The sequence below is a fragment of the Azospira restricta genome (assembly GCF_016858125.1).
GTDB lineage: Bacteria > Pseudomonadota > Gammaproteobacteria > Burkholderiales > Rhodocyclaceae > Proximibacter > Proximibacter restrictus.
The window spans coordinates 2,672,855-2,687,318 of sequence record NZ_CP064781.1; the positions used below are offsets into that span (position 1 = coordinate 2,672,855).

At 67.3% G+C, this 14,464-nt stretch carries 16 protein-coding genes and 1 riboswitch; of the genes, 5 read left to right on the forward strand and 11 right to left on the reverse strand.

Going from position 1 to position 14,464, the window contains the following annotated elements; all coding sequences use genetic code 11:
- Positions 1 to 7: 7 nt before the first annotated feature.
- The 6 genes from IWH25_RS12885 to IWH25_RS12910 all read right to left on the reverse strand — a co-directional run bounded on the left by IWH25_RS12885 (position 8) and on the right by IWH25_RS12910 (position 4,297).
- Entirely contained in the window at positions 8 to 955 is a 948-nt protein-coding gene (locus tag IWH25_RS12885) for an alpha-E domain-containing protein (protein ID WP_203386190.1), read from the reverse strand.
- 2 nt (positions 956 to 957) lie between these two features.
- A complete protein-coding gene (locus IWH25_RS12890; protein WP_203386191.1) occupies positions 958 to 2,376 on the reverse strand; it encodes a circularly permuted type 2 ATP-grasp protein in 1,419 nt (472 codons plus the stop codon).
- Between the two features lie 167 nt (positions 2,377 to 2,543).
- The gene (locus IWH25_RS12895) at positions 2,544 to 2,723 is read right to left on the reverse strand and encodes a hypothetical protein (protein ID WP_203386192.1); all 180 of its coding nucleotides are present in this window, start codon (positions 2,721 to 2,723) and stop codon (positions 2,544 to 2,546) included.
- Positions 2,724 to 2,727: 4 nt separating this feature from the next.
- A complete protein-coding gene (locus tag IWH25_RS12900) occupies positions 2,728 to 3,003 on the reverse strand; it encodes a biotin/lipoyl-containing protein (protein ID WP_203386193.1) in 276 nt (91 codons plus the stop codon).
- On the reverse strand, positions 3,003 to 3,527 hold the full coding sequence (locus IWH25_RS12905) for a glycine cleavage system transcriptional repressor (protein ID WP_203386194.1): 525 nt from the start codon (positions 3,525 to 3,527) through the stop codon (positions 3,003 to 3,005). The genes IWH25_RS12900 and IWH25_RS12905 overlap by 1 nt, the downstream gene beginning before the upstream one ends.
- A 167-nt stretch (positions 3,528 to 3,694) precedes the next feature.
- Complete coding sequence (locus IWH25_RS12910) at positions 3,695 to 4,297, reverse strand: bactofilin family protein (RefSeq protein WP_203386195.1); 603 nt, start codon at positions 4,295 to 4,297, stop codon at positions 3,695 to 3,697.
- 274 nt (positions 4,298 to 4,571) lie between these two features.
- Here IWH25_RS12910 and IWH25_RS12915 point away from each other — a divergent pair, with 274 nt between their 5' ends.
- From IWH25_RS12915 to IWH25_RS12930, 4 genes are all read left to right on the forward strand, one after another.
- Positions 4,572 to 5,972 carry a sensor histidine kinase gene (locus IWH25_RS12915; RefSeq protein ID WP_203386196.1) on the forward strand — a complete coding sequence of 467 codons (1,401 nt, stop codon included), beginning with the start codon at positions 4,572 to 4,574 and terminating at the stop codon, positions 5,970 to 5,972.
- Entirely contained in the window at positions 5,962 to 6,444 is a 483-nt protein-coding gene (locus IWH25_RS12920; RefSeq protein ID WP_203386197.1) for a hypothetical protein, read from the forward strand. The genes IWH25_RS12915 and IWH25_RS12920 overlap by 11 nt, the downstream gene beginning before the upstream one ends.
- Positions 6,441 to 7,844: a sigma 54-interacting transcriptional regulator gene (locus tag IWH25_RS12925; RefSeq protein WP_238998898.1), complete on the forward strand. Its 1,404-nt coding sequence runs from the start codon at positions 6,441 to 6,443 to the stop codon at positions 7,842 to 7,844. The genes IWH25_RS12920 and IWH25_RS12925 overlap by 4 nt, the downstream gene beginning before the upstream one ends.
- Before the next feature lie 211 nt (positions 7,845 to 8,055).
- Positions 8,056 to 8,280 carry a hypothetical protein gene (locus IWH25_RS12930; protein WP_203386198.1) on the forward strand — a complete coding sequence of 75 codons (225 nt, stop codon included), beginning with the start codon at positions 8,056 to 8,058 and terminating at the stop codon, positions 8,278 to 8,280.
- Here IWH25_RS12930 and IWH25_RS12935 read toward each other — a convergent pair.
- Positions 8,247 to 9,023, reverse strand: coding sequence for a ferredoxin--NADP reductase (locus IWH25_RS12935; RefSeq protein ID WP_203386199.1), 777 nt, complete (start codon positions 9,021 to 9,023; stop codon positions 8,247 to 8,249). The two genes, IWH25_RS12930 and IWH25_RS12935, sit on opposite strands and share 34 nt — an antisense overlap.
- Positions 9,024 to 9,123: 100 nt before the next feature.
- Between IWH25_RS12935 and IWH25_RS12940 the strand changes: the two genes are divergently transcribed.
- The gene (locus tag IWH25_RS12940; protein WP_203386200.1) at positions 9,124 to 10,047 is read left to right on the forward strand and encodes a LysR family transcriptional regulator; all 924 of its coding nucleotides are present in this window, start codon (positions 9,124 to 9,126) and stop codon (positions 10,045 to 10,047) included.
- Between the two features lie 51 nt (positions 10,048 to 10,098).
- Here the strand turns inward: IWH25_RS12940 and cbpB are convergent, their stop codons facing one another.
- The 4 genes from cbpB to IWH25_RS12960 form a co-directional block, all read right to left on the reverse strand.
- The gene (gene cbpB, locus IWH25_RS12945; RefSeq protein WP_238998899.1) at positions 10,099 to 11,484 is read right to left on the reverse strand and encodes a peptide-modifying radical SAM enzyme CbpB; all 1,386 of its coding nucleotides are present in this window, start codon (positions 11,482 to 11,484) and stop codon (positions 10,099 to 10,101) included.
- Positions 11,485 to 11,486: 2 nt separating this feature from the next.
- Entirely contained in the window at positions 11,487 to 11,651 is a 165-nt protein-coding gene (gene cbpA / locus IWH25_RS12950) for a modified peptide precursor CbpA (protein WP_203386201.1), read from the reverse strand.
- Positions 11,652 to 11,738: 87 nt separating this feature from the next.
- Positions 11,739 to 11,928: riboswitch (cobalamin riboswitch) on the reverse strand.
- A 71-nt stretch (positions 11,929 to 11,999) separates the two neighbouring features.
- Complete coding sequence (locus tag IWH25_RS12955; protein WP_203386202.1) at positions 12,000 to 12,467, reverse strand: tetratricopeptide repeat protein; 468 nt, start codon at positions 12,465 to 12,467, stop codon at positions 12,000 to 12,002.
- A 263-nt stretch (positions 12,468 to 12,730) separates the two neighbouring features.
- On the reverse strand, positions 12,731 to 14,323 hold the full coding sequence (locus IWH25_RS12960) for a hypothetical protein (protein ID WP_203386203.1): 1,593 nt from the start codon (positions 14,321 to 14,323) through the stop codon (positions 12,731 to 12,733).
- Positions 14,324 to 14,464 lie beyond the last annotated feature (141 nt).

Below are 14,464 nucleotides of genomic sequence, written 5' to 3' on the forward strand. Positions count from 1 at the left end.
CCGTGGGTCAGCGGGCGACCGGGACGAGGAAGTCGTCGGCGATGCGGTTGCCGAGGTCGAGGGTGCGGTCGAGGAAGCCGGCCAGCCAGGCGTTGAGGTCGTGCTCGACGATCTCCTCGATGCGCCCGAAGCGCAACTCGGCCTCGAGTTCGCCGGCGCGGCGCTCGGTCTCGCCGGAACGGCGGTTGGCGACGGCCTGCAGGTTGGCGTAGACCTCCTTCATGCAGCGCGACAGTGAACGCGGCATGTCGGCGCGCAGCACCAGCAGTTCGGCGACGCGCAGCGGCGTGATCAGATCCCGATAGACCTTGCGGTAGACCTCGAATGCGGAAACCGAGTTCAGCAGCGCGCTCCACGGGTAGTAGTCGGTCGCCGGCTCGGCGAGCGCGGTGCCGGCGGGCAGCGAGCGGAACTTGGTGTCGAGGATGCGCGCGGTGTTGTCGGCGCGTTCGAGGTAGGTGCCCATACGGATGAAGCGCAGCGCGTCGTCCTGCAGCATGGTGCCGATGGTGACGCCGCGCGACAGGTGCGAACGGTACTTGACCCATTCGAAGAGCTCGCCGGTGCCGCGTTCGCGCAGGCCGCTGCGGGCGAACTCGCGCATCCGCAGCCAGGTGGCGTTGTTCGTCTCCCACAGTTCGGAGGTGAGCGTGCCGCGCACCGCGTGCGCGTTCTCGCGCGTCGCGCGCAGGCAGTTGAGGATGCTCGACGGGTTCTCGGTGTCGAAGATCATGAAGTCGAGCACCGCGTCCTGGGTGATGTGCTCGTGCCGGGCGCGGTAGATCGCCTCGATGCCCATGATCACCAGCAGGCGGCCCCAGTTCGCCTCGGTCTGCGCGACGGTCTGCGGCAGCAGCGACATGCGGTAGCTGCTGTCGAGCATGCGCGCGAGGTTCTCGGCCCGCTCCATGTAGCGGGCCATCCAGTAGAGGTGGTCGGCGGTGCGGCTCAACATGGTCATTCCTCCAGAACCCAGGTGTCCTTGGTGCCGCCGCCCTGCGAGGAGTTCACCACCAGCGAGCCTTCCTTGAGCGCGACGCGGGTCAGGCCACCGGGAACGAAGCGGATTTCGCGGCCGGAGAGGACGAAGGGGCGCAGGTCGATGTGGCGCGGCGCGACGCCGCTGTCGACGAAGGTCGGGCAGCTGGAGAGCGCCAGCGTCGGCTGTGCGATGTAGCGCTCCGGTGTGGCGACGAGTTGGGCACGGAAGGCCTCGATCTCGGCCGCGCTCGCTGCCGGCCCGACCAGCATCCCGTAGCCGCCGGCGCCGTGCACTTCCTTGACCACGAGCTCCGGCAGGTGCGCCAGCACATGCGCGAGCTCGTCCTTCTTGCGGCACTGCCAGGTCGGCACGTTGTTCAGGATCGGCGCTTCGCCGAGGTAGAAGCGGATCATCTCGGGCACGAAGGGGTAGATCGACTTGTCGTCGGCGACGCCGCTGCCGATCGCGTTCGACAGCGTGACGCGGCCGGCGCGGTAGGCCGAGAGCAGGCCGGGCACGCCGAGCATCGACTGCGGGCGGAAGGCGAGGGGGTCGAGGAAGTCGTCGTCGATGCGGCGGTAGATCACGTCGACCCGCTGCGGGCCCTGCGTCGTGCGCATGAAGACCTGCTCGTCCTCGACGAAGAGGTCCTTGCCCTCGACCAGCTCGACGCCCATCTGCTGGGCGAGAAAGGCGTGCTCGAAGTAGGCGCTGTTGAAGGCGCCCGGCGTCATCACCACCACCGTCGGGTCGGCGACGCCCTGCGGCGCGACGCTGCGCAGCGTGTCGAGCAGCAGGTCGGGGTAGTGCTCGACCGGCGCCACCTTGTAGCGGGCGAACAGCTCGGGGAAGAGGCGCATCATCATGCGCCGGTCTTCCAGCATGTAGGAGACGCCGGACGGCACGCGCAGGTTGTCCTCGAGCACGTAGAACTCGCCGGCGCCGGCGCGCACCACGTCGATGCCGGCGATGTGCGCGTAGATGCCGCCGGGCACGTCGATGCCCTGCATCTCCGGCCGGTACTGGACGTTGCACAGCACCTGCGTCTCGGGCACGACGCCGGCCTTGAGGATCTCCTGCCCGTGGTAGATGTCGCCGATGAAGGCGTTCAGCGCGCGCACCCGCTGCCGCAGGCCGGCGGAGAGCTGCCGCCACTCGTGCGCCGGGATGATGCGCGGGATGACGTCGAAGGGGATCAGGCGCTCGGCACCGTCTTCCTGGCCATAGACGGCGAAGGTGATGCCGACGCGGTGGAACAGCGCATCGGCCTCGGCGCGCTTGGCGGCGATGCGCTCGGGCGGCGTCTCGTCGAGCCAGCGGCGATAGGCTGCGTAATGCGGGCGGGTGCCGCCGTCCGCATCGAGCATCTCGTTATAGAAGGTCGGGGCTGCCATGGCAGGGCTCTCGTGCGTATTGTTCTGGTGCAATACGCAACGCGAGAAGCATGCCAAACGGCAAGTTGTTGAGCCGTATCGTGTTTTTGCGTTGCGGACGCGCCTCGCGCGCCGAGGTGGTGCGCCGCAGCGGCGTTATCGTGCGCCGGCGGACCGATCTGGTGCGCTCAGTGCTTGGACTGATCCTGACGCCAATCGTGCAAGGTTTCTTCCTTGTGCCAGTCGCGCAGCGTTTCCGGGCGCGGCGGCAGCGGCGTGCGCTGGTTGTGGCGGTCGCGCAGCAGCGGCAGCGCGCCGCTGAGGACGACGACGATGCAGACGACGACGGCGATCCAGATCTCGCTCATGCCGTCATTCCTCGCGCTCCATGGTGATCAGCAGCGCGCCTTCCTCGGGCTTGTCGCCGACCTCGATGAACACGTCGCGGACGGTGCCGGCCCAGGGGCAGGGGATGTCGAGGGCGACCTTGCCGGTTTCGATGCTGATGATGTTGTCCTCGCGCTCGATGCGGTCGCCCGGCTGCACGAAGACTTCGAGGACGAACACGTCGCCGCTGGCGCACGAGCCGCAGCTCTCCCAGCATTCCGGGTAGCGCGGCATGCGGATTTCGGTGGCGGCGGCGGTCATCAGCTGCGGATGGTCTCGTCGAGGTTGATGTCGACCATCAGGTCGTTGGAGATGCGTTCGAGGTCGGCGATCAGCGCGCGGGCGTCGAGGCCCGGCGCCGCGGTCAGCTCGGCGGCGGCGTGGAAGAGGATCTCGGCCGACATCGGCGCGCTGGCGGTGTGCGTGGCCAGCTCCTCGACGTTGACGGCGTGGCGCGCCAGCACCTGCGAGACTTCGCGGACGATGCCGACGCGGTCGTGGCCGACCAGCGACAGCTTCAGGCGGCGGCTGCCCGACGGCGCTGCGGCCGCCTGCGCCTCCTCGGCGGTGACGCGCAGCCCGGGCAGCGCCGCGAGTGCGGCCTTGAGCGCGGCCGTCTGCGCCTCCGGCAGGCTGACGCGGACGATCCCGGCGAACTTGCCGGAGAGCTGCGACATCGACGATTCGAGCCAGTTGCCCTGATGCGCGGCGATGGTGGTGGCGAGGGATTCGACGAGGCCCGGACGGTCGTCGCCGATCACGGTGAGGATGAGGTGGGCGGACATGGCGCGCTCCTGTGCGAAGAGGCCTCCATTGTAACCCGCCCGCCTCCCCGGCGAGCCCCGTGGGACAAGGAAAATGACCCGCTCGGCAGTGGGGAAAAAGGCGCCGCGGCGAGCCGGCGGAGGAGAGTGTCGCGGCCGCGGCGGCGCAAGGGAGGTCGCGCCGGGCGTCAGCCGGCGGCGGCCTTCACGGGGGCGAGGATTTCGCTGCGGGGGCGAAAGGAAGGCGCATCGTCCTCGGCGAGCGACTTGATCTCGCCGGAAATCTGGCCGCCTTCCTCGATCAGCATCTTGCCGTAGCGGATCTTGCCGCTGACCTTGCCGGTGGCATGGATCATCAGCTGGCTGCGGGCGGTCAGTTCGCCTTCGAAGTGGCCGTGGATCTCGGCGATGTCGATGCTGACCTTGCCCGTGTAGAGGCCGTTTTCGGCGATGCGGATGACGCGGCTGTCCATCGTCGCCTCGACCCGGCCTTCGACGACCAGGGTGTCGCAGTCGAGGATCTCGGCGCTCTTCAGCTTGACGTCGGGACCGACGATCAGGCGGCTGCCGCTGCCGGCGGCGGACTCGGCGGCGGGGGGCGGGGCAGGCTTCGCCGCTTCCGCCGCCGGCTTGGCGCCGGCAGCGGCTGCAGCGGCGGCAGCGTTCTGCGGCGCGGGGTTGGCGGTCTGCGGCGTGCTCGGGATGCCGCTGCGCGCCTGCGGCGACAGTGCGTCGCGGGCGGCGGCCATCGGGCTGTCCTTGGCAAAGGGATTGCTCGGCTTATGGAACATGGCGTGGTCTCCGTGAGTGGGGTTCGCGGCGTCCCTATCAAGGGCCGTGCCAGCCGCGGCGAAAGTCCCGCGGGACAGCGGCTGGCGGCGATTCCCGGCGGCCGGCGGCGGTGCCAGCGAGGCGTCGCCGCGACGCCGCAGCCCGACGGCGGGCGTTTCCTCCGTCGGCAGGTGATTGATTTGTCTATAATTTGATCTGTCGTCGTTTCACGACAGCTTGTCCCGCCGTTTCCCGCCTGCGTAAGCTTGGGCACAACTTCCGCGTCCCTTTCCCATGCCGCGTCTGTCCTTCCGCCTGACCCTGCTGCTCGGTTTCCTGCTCGTCGCGCTGCTGCTCGCCGTGGCGGCGCTGCGCGGCCTGCTGGCGCTCGAGGATTTCGCCGACGAGAGCCGCGCCGGCGCGGCGCTGGCGGTGCAGGTGACGGCCGACATCCAGCTGCTCGCCGAGCGCAGCGTCGACCTCGAGCGCAGCGCGCGGCAGTACCTCGTGCTCCGGGACGCCGCGCTGCGCGAGCGCTTCGTTGCGATCCACGACGAGACGCTGCCGACGCTGCTGCGCCTGCATGGCGTCGGCGTCCCGGAAATCTCGCAGGCTGCCGCCGCCTGGGAGCAGGGCGCCGGCGAGGCGGCCGCGGCGCTGCGTGCCGACGGCGGCGAGGCCGCGCTGGCGGCGCTGGCCCGCCTCGGCCCGGCCAACGCCGCGCTTGCCGACGCCGGCCGGCAGTGGATCGACCGCCACAATGCGACGCTGCTGCAGTCGCTGGAAGCCAGCCGGACCAGCCTGCTGGCGCAGGTGCTGGGTGCCATCGCCGCCGCGCTGCTGCTCGGCGCGGCGATCGGCTGGTGGCTGCTGCGTCCGGTGAGCCGGCTGGAAGCGGCGATCGAGCAGCTCGGCGGCGGCCGCTTCGACACCCCGATCGCGATCCACGGCCCGGTCGACCTGGAGCGCCTCGGCCGTCGCCTCGACTGGCTGCGCCTGCGCCTCGCCGAGCTGGAGGCCGACCGCGTGCGCGTGCTGCGCCACGTCTCGCACGAGCTGAAGACCCCGCTCGCCGCGCTGCGCGAAGGCGTCGCGCTGCTGCAGGACCAGGTGGTCGGGCCGCTGACCGCCGACCAGCGCGAGGTCGCCGGCATCCTCGAGCACAATGCGCGGGCGCTGCAGCGGCAGATCGAGGACCTGCTCAACTACCACGCGACGGTGTTCGACGCCGGCCGCCTGCAGCGCCGCCGCGTCGCGCTGCGCGGCCTGCTCGACGAATGCGTCGAGGCGCAGCGGCTGCAACTGCAGGCGCGCGGGTTGCGGGTGACGATCGATGGCGGCCGCCAGCCGGCACTGCTCGACCCGGACAAGCTGCGCGTCGCGCTCGGCAACCTGCTTTCCAACGCCATCGCCTTCAGCCCGGACGGCGGCGAGATCCGGCTGTCGGCGCGGATCGCCGACGGCGTGCTGATGATCGACTGCGTCGACGCCGGCCCGGGCGTCGCCCCGGAGGACGCCGAGCGCATCTTCGAACCCTTCGTGCAGGGCAGTCGCCGACCGGCGACAGCGGCGGCGGGCAGCGGCGTCGGTCTGTCGATCGTGCGCGAACTGGTCGCCGCGCAGGGCGGTCGCATTTATCTCGTGCCGGAAGCCCGTGGTGCGCATTTCAGGATGGAGCTGCCTCATGAACACTGATCTTCGTCGCTGCCTGCCGGCGCTGCTGTGCCTCGCGCTGGCTGCCTGCGGCACGCCGCCGGCGCGCGTCGCCGCGCCGGAGGAGGCGCCGCTGCGGGCGATGCTCGCCTACTACGCGGGCAATCCGCGGCCGTCGCCGGAGGCGCTGCGCGAGCGGCCGGCGGGCGGCGATCCCTACCTGCTGATGCAGCAGGCGATCCAGCTCGCCAACGCACGGCCGCCGGAGTTGCAGCGCGCCTCGGCGCTGCTCGAGAGCGTGCTGAAGAGCGCGCACCCGTACGCCGCCGACCTGGCGCCGCTGGCACGACTGTTGCACGACCAGTATGGCGAGCGCCTGCGCCTCGAGCAGCAGTGGCGCGAAGCGCAGCGGCGCGGCGACCTGCTGCAGGAGAAGATCGATGCGCTGACCGCGATCGAGCGCAGCCTGCCGGCGCGGCCGCAGCCGAAACCCATGCCTGGAGGTACCCCATGAATCTCGCGGTGATGTTGCAGCCGCCGTCGGCGCACGTGCTGGTCGTCGACGACGACCCCGACCTGCTGCGCCTGCTGTCGATGCGCCTGCGCGCCAGCGGCTACCGGGTGACCGCGGTCGATACGGCGGAGGCGGCGCTGGCCCGCGTCGCCGTCGAACGGCCGGACCTGGTGCTGAGCGACGTGCGCCTGCCCGGGCGCGACGGCCTCGCGCTGTTCGACGAGCTGCGCCAGCAGCATCCGGCACTGCCGGTGATCCTGCTCACCGCGCACGGAACGATCCCCGACGCGGTGGCGGCGACCGCGCGCGGCGTCTTCGGCTACCTGACCAAGCCCTTCGACAGCCAGGCGCTGCTGGAAAAGATCCGGCAGGCGCTGGCGCTGTCGCCGGCGCCGGCGGAGGAGGACGGCGGCGACGGCGACGCGTGGCGCGCCGGCATCGTCAGCCGCAGCAAGCGGATGGCCGAGGTGCTCGAGGAGGCGAAGCTGGTCGCCGCCTCCGACGCCGGCGTGCTGATCCGCGGCGAGAGCGGCAGCGGCAAGGAGCTGCTGGCGCGCGCCATCCACCGCGCCAGCGCGCGCGCGGCGAAGCCCTTCGTCGCGGTCAATTGCGGCGCGATCCCGGAGTCGCTGCTCGAATCCGAGCTGTTCGGCCACGTCAAGGGCGCCTTCACCGGCGCCACCGCCAACCACCTCGGCCTGTTCCAGGCGGCCGACGGCGGCACGCTGTTCCTCGACGAGATCGGCGACATGCCGCTGCCGCTGCAGGTGAAGCTCTTGCGCGTGCTGCAGGAGCGGGCGGTGCGCCCGGTCGGGGCGACCGCGGCGGTGCCGATCGACGTACGCATCCTGTCGGCGACGCACCGCGACCTGGAGGCGGCGATGGCCGAAGGCGCGTTCCGCGAGGACCTGTTCTATCGCCTCAACGTCGTCGGCCTGACGCTGCCGACGCTCGACGAGCGGCGCGAGGACATCCCGCTGCTCGCCAACCATTTCCTGCAGGCGCTGGTCGAGAAGTACGGCAAGAAGGTAAACGGCTTCGCGCCGGAGGCGCTGGAGGCGCTGGCGACGGCGCCGTGGCCGGGCAACGTGCGCCAGCTCTACAACGTCGTCGAGCAGGTCTGCGCGCTGGCGACCTCGCCGCTGATTCCGCTGGCGCTGGTGCAGCGCGCGCTGCGCGTGCGCGGCAACGAGGTCCTCAGCTACGCCGAGGCCAAGCTGCGCTTCGAACGCGACTACCTGGTGCAGCTCTTGAAGCTGACCGACGGCAACGTCTCCGACGCCGCCCGCCTGGCCGACCGCAACCGCACCGAGCTCTACCGCCTGCTGCAGAAGCACGACCTCGTTCCCGCGCATTTCCGCGGCGACGGCGACGATGTCGCCGGCGGACGACGCGGCTGAATCTTCTCGAAACAGGCACTTGCCGCGATCGCGCGGGTGCCTGTCGGCAGGTGGCGACAGCTGCCGCCGGCGGCTGCTCCGCCGGCGCCGATTTTTTCCCCTAACTCGCTGATTTTCCTGGTGATCGTCCGCTTGGCACGGATGTGGCTAAAGCTTCTCCGTCGCGCCTCTGGCGCGGTGTTCCGGACAACAACGAGATCAGGAGAAACGGATGGACATCCTCAGCCAGCGCGGAAAACTGCTTGCCCTCGTCGCGCCGGGCATCCTCGCCATCGAGGCGGCGCCGGTGCCGTGGGCGGTCGCGGCGTCGACGACGGATTTCACGCCGCGCCTGACGCAGACGGTGCCGGGCTGCAGCCCGACGCGCGTCGGCCGCCTGGTCGATTCAGGCGCGGTCGCGGATCACTTCTCGACGAAGGCGCGCTCGATCACGTAGTCGCCCTGCGCGCCGATGTACGGCGAGACCTTGAAGCCGCGCGCGTCGAGCAGCTCGCACATGTCCTTGTTCATCGCCGGGCTGCCGCAGATCATCGCGCGGTCGTCTGCCGGGTCGAGCGGCGGCAGGCCGATGTCGGCGCAAAGCTTGCCGGAGTCGATCAGGTCGGTGATGCGGCCCTGGTTGCGGAAGGGCTCGCGGGTCACCGTCGGGTAGTAGATGAGCTTGCCCTGCGTCAGCTCGCCGAGGAATTCGTGGTTCGGCAGCGTCTGCTCGATGAACTCGGAATAGGCGAGTTCGCTGGTCCAGCGCACGCCGTGCACCAGCACCACCTTGTCGAAGCGCTCGTAGGCCTCCGGGTCCTGGATCAGGCTGAGGAAGGGGGCGAGCCCGGTGCCGGTGCCGAACAGGTAGAGGTGCTTGCCCGGCTTCAGGTCGCGCAGCACCAGCGTGCCGGTCGGCTTGCGGCTGACGACGATCGGGTCGCCGGTCCGCAGGTGTTGCAGGCGCGAGGTCAGCGGGCCGTCCGGCACCTTGATGCTGAAGAACTCCAGATGCTCCTCGTGGTTGGCGCTGGCGATGCTGTAGGCGCGCGTCAGCGGCTTGCCGTCGACCTCCAGCCCGATCATCACGAACTGGCCGTTGTCGAAGCGCAGCCCGGGATCGCGCGTGGTGCGGAAGCTGAACAGGTGGTCGTTCCAGTGGCGGACGTCGAGAACCGTTTCGGTGCCGTACTTGCTCATGGTCGTGCTCTGCGATGGAAGTGGGAACGCCGCCAGTCTAGAAGTTGGCGTAATATCCGTGAAACAGATTGTACAAATCGTATATATCAGGATCGCAGATATGCACTTCACGCTCCGCCAGCTCGAGATCTTCGCTGCCATCGCGCGTTCCGGCAGCGTCTCCGGCGCCGCCGGGGCGGTCGCGCTGACCCAGTCGGCGGCGAGCACCGCGCTCGCCGAGCTGGAGCGGCAGACCGGGCGGCGGCTGTTCGACCGCGTCGGCAAGTCGCTACGGCTGAACGAACTGGGACGCAACCTGCTGCCGAAGGCGGTCGAGCTGCTCGACCGCGCCGCCGAGATCGACGACCTGCTGCAGGGGCACGAGGCGGTCGGCAACCTGAACATCGGCGCCACGCTGACGATCGGCAACTATCTGGCAACGCTGATCGTCGCCGAGTTCCTGCGCCGCCACCCGCAGGCGCGGGTGAAGCTGGAGGTGCGCAACACCGCCCACCTGCTGCAGGCGCTGGCGGTGCACGAGGTGGATCTGGGGCTGGTCGAAGGCGATTGCCACCATCCGGACCTGGCGGTGGTGCCGTGGGTCGACGACGAGCTGGCGGTGTTCTGCGCGCCGGGGCATCCGCTGGCCGGCCGCAGCGCGACGCCGAAGCGCCTGCTGCAGGAGCCGTGGATCCTGCGCGAGCCGGGTTCGGGGACGCGCGAGACCTTCGATCATGCCTTCCGCCATCATCTGCCGGGCCTGCGGGTGCGCCTCGAGCTGGAGCATACCGAGGCGATCAAGCGCGCCGTCGAGAGCGGGCTGGGGCTCGGCTGCATCTCGCGGCTGGCGCTGAAGGACGCCTTCCGCCGCGGCAGCCTGGCCGAAGTGCGGACGCCGGCGCTCGACCTGAAGCGCACCTTCAGCTTCGTCTGGCACCGCGACAAGTTCCACGGTGCCGGGCTGCGCGCCTTCCTGGAATTGTGCCGGGAGTTTTCACAGGGGGCGGCGACCAGCGACGAGATCGCGCTGCCGCCGGTGCCGTAGGCGAAAAAGCCGCCGCCCCGGAGGATTCCGGAGCGGCGGCCGCCGGCGGCGTCAGTTGACGATGTTGAACACCGTCTCGGTGCCGTCGTCCCAGCCGTCCCACAGGTAGTCGTCGGCCTTGCCGTCGGCGATCAGACGCAACGCGTAGTTCACCTGCTCCTTGTAGAAGTCGCAGAAGGCACCGATCTTGTCCATGCCGCCGTTCATCTCGGCCGCTTCGGCCGGGCACGGCGAGCCGCAGAAATGGCGGATCGCGCAGGAGCCGCAGGGGTCGAAGGTGTCGACGTCGCGTTCGATCACCGGGCGGAAGGCTGCCGACTTCAAGGCCGCCTCGACGCCGTCGGTGAGCAGGTTGCCGCCGTTGAAGCGCTTCAGGCCGATGAACTCGCTGCACGGGTAGAGGCCGCCGTCGGCCGCCAGCGCGAAGAAGGCGCGGCCGCCGCCGCAGGGCGAGATGTCGCACATCAGCCGGCGCGCGGTCGGCGCGAGGATCGCCAACAGGATGTTGGCGAAGTTGGCGACCATCAGCTTGCGCCCGGTTTCCCGGTACAGCTCGTGCGTGCGGTCGAGCGCGGCGAAGAAAGCCTTCGCCATGTCGCCGTCGGCCGGCTTCACGCCGCGCGCGCCGGGCAGCGTGCAACGGACGGTGTTGAGCATGCAGGTCGGCACTTCGGCGGCGTGGAACAGCTCGACCATGCGCGTGAGGTAAGGCAGGTTCTCGGTGTTGCAGGTGGTGATCACGCTCCACGAGCCGTAGCCGCGCAGCTTCTCCATCGCCGTCAGCACCTTGTCGTGCACGCTCTTGCCGCCCCAGGTGCGGCGCGTGGCGTCGGTGATGCCGGCGACCGGGCCGTCGAGCGAGAGGCCGATGCTGACGTTGCGCGAGGTCAGGAAGTCGATCGCCGCGTCGTCGAGCAGCGTGCCGTTGGTCTGCACGCCGAAGGCGAAGTCGTCGGCGAACTCGTCGATCGCGGCGAACACCGCGTCGCGGTTCATCAGCGGCTCGGCGCCGTGGAAGATGGCGCGCGGCTTCCTGTCCGTGTCGCCCATGACGGAGGCGAAGTAGTCGCGCAGCGCGGCGAGCGAGGCGGTGAGCGTTTCGCGCGGCATGTGCGTGCCGCCGCTGCGCTGCTCGCCGGGCAGGTAGCAGTAGGTGCAGTTGAGGTTGCAGCGCTCGGTCGGGTTGAGATAGACGCCGGAGGGCTTCAGCTCGAAGCGCAGCGCGTGCAGCTCCCTGGCGAAGCGGTCGTATTCCTTGCTGTAGGCGTCGAACAGCGGACCGCCGGTCAGCGACTCGTTGACGCGCGTCTTGTCGACCAGGCCCCAGAAGGCGGTGGCCGGGTCGGTGACGGCGGCATAGACGGCGTGGCCGATGTCCACGGGAACCAGCGCCGGACCGCCAGTGGCGGCCCGGCTCATCGTTGCGGCAGCAGTCATCGTTACTTCGCCGCCTTCTTGTCCATCAGCACGTAGTGCGAGAGGCCGATACCGTCCGGATTGCAGCTCTTGCGCGTGGCGATGCTCGGGGCGACGGGTTTATCTTCGCCCTTTGCGGCGGCGGTCTGGGGCTGGGCGGTTTGTTGCGCTTGAATGGTCTGCGTCATGATCGAGTCCTCGAATCAAATGGTGAAAAAGAAAAGGGCTCCGGCTGACGGCACGCGTGAGCATGCAGTCAGCCGGAGCCCTTGCCTTGGCTCCGGATCGGTTCGACACGTCTTCTGGCTCCCGGATCGTCCGGAGCGCTGCTGCCTTCCCGCCGGGGTGTGCCCCGTCAGTGGCCGATCAGTCGATCATGCAGCGCCCGTCCCCGGTTACAGCGGCGGGCCCGCCACGGATTCGCACCGTGTTCCGTTTCGTCGAACCGAAATGGAAGGCGGATTATCGTGCAGGAGCGGGGGAATGGGTTTGATGTAGGGCAATTTGCGCGTGCATTTCAAGCGACAGCAGAGAGGCTACTGACTTTGAGGCGATTCATCCTTCTTGATGCAGTGCTTGCCATAGGGGGTGCGATCAGTTTTTGACACGGCTCCGGAATGCCTGGAGCGAATATCTGCAGCCCGAGCCGTAAATACGGCAGCATCTGCTGCTCGGTCGGTCTCTCTCAGCGCCTGCGCGTATTCGTCAAGGAAATCGGCAAACCCTATCGGGTCTTTTGACGCGGCGTCGAGTTTTTCAACGACTGGCAATGCGCGTTCAAAATAGGGTACCGCTTGGACGAACTGGCGTTGATCGAGATTGAGGCGAGCCAATTCGATAAGGGGATAGTGAACCGGTCCCGACGACTCTTCGTCGAGTTTCAGCGCCTTGAGCAGATATTGTTCGGCGTGGTCATAAAAACACGTAGCACCGCACGCTCGCGCATACTCGTAATACATTACCGAGCGTGCACGCACTGGAGATCCGCCAAGATCGGCATTCACCGCAGCGCGTGCGTATGCCCGGCGCGCCGAATCCCAGTCGCCGCGGCGAACTGCGGTGTAACCTGTCTCCGCATAGCGGGCTGCATTGAGCTTGTTGATGTCATGGGCACATCCGCTCAGGAGCGCCAGAGCGAGAAGTATTGCGGCGTATCGCAGGTTCGTCGAGTCCTAAAATTGCTGGTGTGCGTATAAATCACCCAGGGCCGCGCGGTGAAAATGCCTTGGGCGATTTGTCATTTTGACGGTAGGGGAGGGATTTGGCGCTATCGTTGTCCAGACTCGGCCACTTGGCGTCCAGTGAAAAGAATCTTCGCTGGCAGTTCCTTTTCTTCCGCCCTTAGCTCGCTCAACAAGCCATCTGTTCCCCAGATCAATTCAACGTCGCCGTCATCGACCGTCGAGTATTTCCATACCGGTGAATCGGGAGAAGTCGTCAGGTCTGGTCGAGGAAAGCCAAGGGAGAGGATTACCTGCTGCTTGCTCATCCCGCGCAATAGCTTTCCGGAACGAATGGCCTCCTGGATCGCAGGCGGATATGAGGTGATCAGTTTGGAAGGGTCGTCCTTGACGACCAGCTTCGCGACGAGCTGCTCTTTCGTCTCCTGCTTGCGGCCATAGTCGTGTCCGATGGTCATCTGTCGTCCATCGACCAGTACGTGAATGCGGTTCCGTCCATATTCCCGGATGGCGATTGGCGTTCCTGCGGGAATGAACGGCAGGCCCCAAAGGTTCTCATCGCTGATCCATTCGTCCTGGTAGTGCAGATTGCAGCACGCAAAGGACGCTCCAGCCATTGCCCGGATGCGGTCGTCCTCGGCCGCGATATTGACGACTTTCTCGCCGATTCGCTTTCCTGTTGCTGACTCTTCCAGCCACACCTCCTGACGGAACTCCTCCAGCACGCCGCGGACGCGGTACTCGACAGCCGGGAGTAGCGTCACCTCGATCTCGCCCTCGACCCGGTAAGCGGCGGCCGAGCGCAACAGGTTGTCGATCGGCGCCGCAAACACGTATCGTCCGGCCAGCTTGATACGGTGCTTGCCGGCAGGCACCGGGCGCTCGACTTTCTTGAAACTTATGCTTCTTCCCTGTCCGTAGGACGCACGAACACTGTCATCCATATTGTTCTGCGGTTCGGGCACGCCATCGATCTCGCGGACAAAGAAGAAACCGCCGCCCGGCATCCCGCTTCCTCTTCTAAGCAGGAGGCGTTTCCATCCGGTCGGTTCTTCGACGCTGTCGCCTGTCGAAGTGTCGACGATTCGTGCCGTCTTCTCTGCGGCTTCCTTGATCACCAGGGAGTTTATGAAATGCTCGCCTTCGGCAAGCAAGATCGGATCTTGGAAAGGTGAAGGAGCCCTTTCCGAGTACTCGACAGTGACTATTTTCTGTTTGTTGGGATGCAGGCACGAGAAGCCCTTCGCCTCCAGAAAGCTGGGAGACCCACTGGATCTCGATATGACTTTGTCCCTGGCTTTCAGATGGAACCTTGTGCAGAAGGGCGGCTTGGTTTCATCCAGTTTTTCGTCATGAAGCAGCTGCTCGAATCGATCCGGGTCAGTGTCGCTAGCCCTTGCGGTTTTTACAAATGCCAGGAAATCGCTTTCGCTGGCGAACTTCACGCCTGTGTCATGTACGCGGACCGATGCGACAAAGGTGCGATTATTCGTCTCAAGTTTTTTTCCGTACGCTAGAAAACCCTTGGCCCTTGGCATTTCATACCAGTCGCTGCCTTGTGGCGGTGAGATTTCAAATAAGCCAAGGAGATACTGCGTCCTGGTCAATTCTCCAGTTACCGGCCTCGGTTGCATTGCCGGAGTACAGGCCGACAAAGCACCGATCAACATCAGCGACAAAATAAACCTGCTCGACCCCACACTGCCCCCTGAAAACATAAACAAAGGTGTAGAAAAATAAACTTCGCATCATGCCGGGAGTGAGCGGGGCGATCAAGCCAAAGTCATAAATTGGATGAGGAATTCCACGGTCGGGCGCGA

Bases quoted from the DNA above. Each gene is read 5' to 3' on its own strand.
- IWH25_RS12885 (WP_203386190.1), bottom strand. From the start codon at position 955: ATGTTGAGCCGCACCGCCGACCACCTCTACTGGATGGCCCGCTACATG.
- IWH25_RS12890 (WP_203386191.1), bottom strand. From the start codon at position 2,376: ATGGCAGCCCCGACCTTCTATAACGAGATGCTCGATGCGGACGGCGGC.
- IWH25_RS12895 (WP_203386192.1), bottom strand. From the start codon at position 2,723: ATGAGCGAGATCTGGATCGCCGTCGTCGTCTGCATCGTCGTCGTCCTC.
- IWH25_RS12900 (WP_203386193.1), bottom strand. From the start codon at position 3,003: ATGACCGCCGCCGCCACCGAAATCCGCATGCCGCGCTACCCGGAATGC.
- IWH25_RS12905 (WP_203386194.1), bottom strand. From the start codon at position 3,527: ATGTCCGCCCACCTCATCCTCACCGTGATCGGCGACGACCGTCCGGGC.
- IWH25_RS12910 (WP_203386195.1), bottom strand. From the start codon at position 4,297: ATGTTCCATAAGCCGAGCAATCCCTTTGCCAAGGACAGCCCGATGGCC.
- IWH25_RS12915 (WP_203386196.1), top strand. From the start codon at position 4,572: ATGCCGCGTCTGTCCTTCCGCCTGACCCTGCTGCTCGGTTTCCTGCTC.
- IWH25_RS12920 (WP_203386197.1), top strand. From the start codon at position 5,962: ATGAACACTGATCTTCGTCGCTGCCTGCCGGCGCTGCTGTGCCTCGCG.
- IWH25_RS12925 (WP_238998898.1), top strand. From the start codon at position 6,441: ATGAATCTCGCGGTGATGTTGCAGCCGCCGTCGGCGCACGTGCTGGTC.
- IWH25_RS12930 (WP_203386198.1), top strand. From the start codon at position 8,056: ATGGACATCCTCAGCCAGCGCGGAAAACTGCTTGCCCTCGTCGCGCCG.
- IWH25_RS12935 (WP_203386199.1), bottom strand. From the start codon at position 9,023: ATGAGCAAGTACGGCACCGAAACGGTTCTCGACGTCCGCCACTGGAAC.
- IWH25_RS12940 (WP_203386200.1), top strand. From the start codon at position 9,124: ATGCACTTCACGCTCCGCCAGCTCGAGATCTTCGCTGCCATCGCGCGT.
- cbpB (WP_238998899.1), bottom strand. From the start codon at position 11,484: ATGACTGCTGCCGCAACGATGAGCCGGGCCGCCACTGGCGGTCCGGCG.
- cbpA (WP_203386201.1), bottom strand. From the start codon at position 11,651: ATGACGCAGACCATTCAAGCGCAACAAACCGCCCAGCCCCAGACCGCC.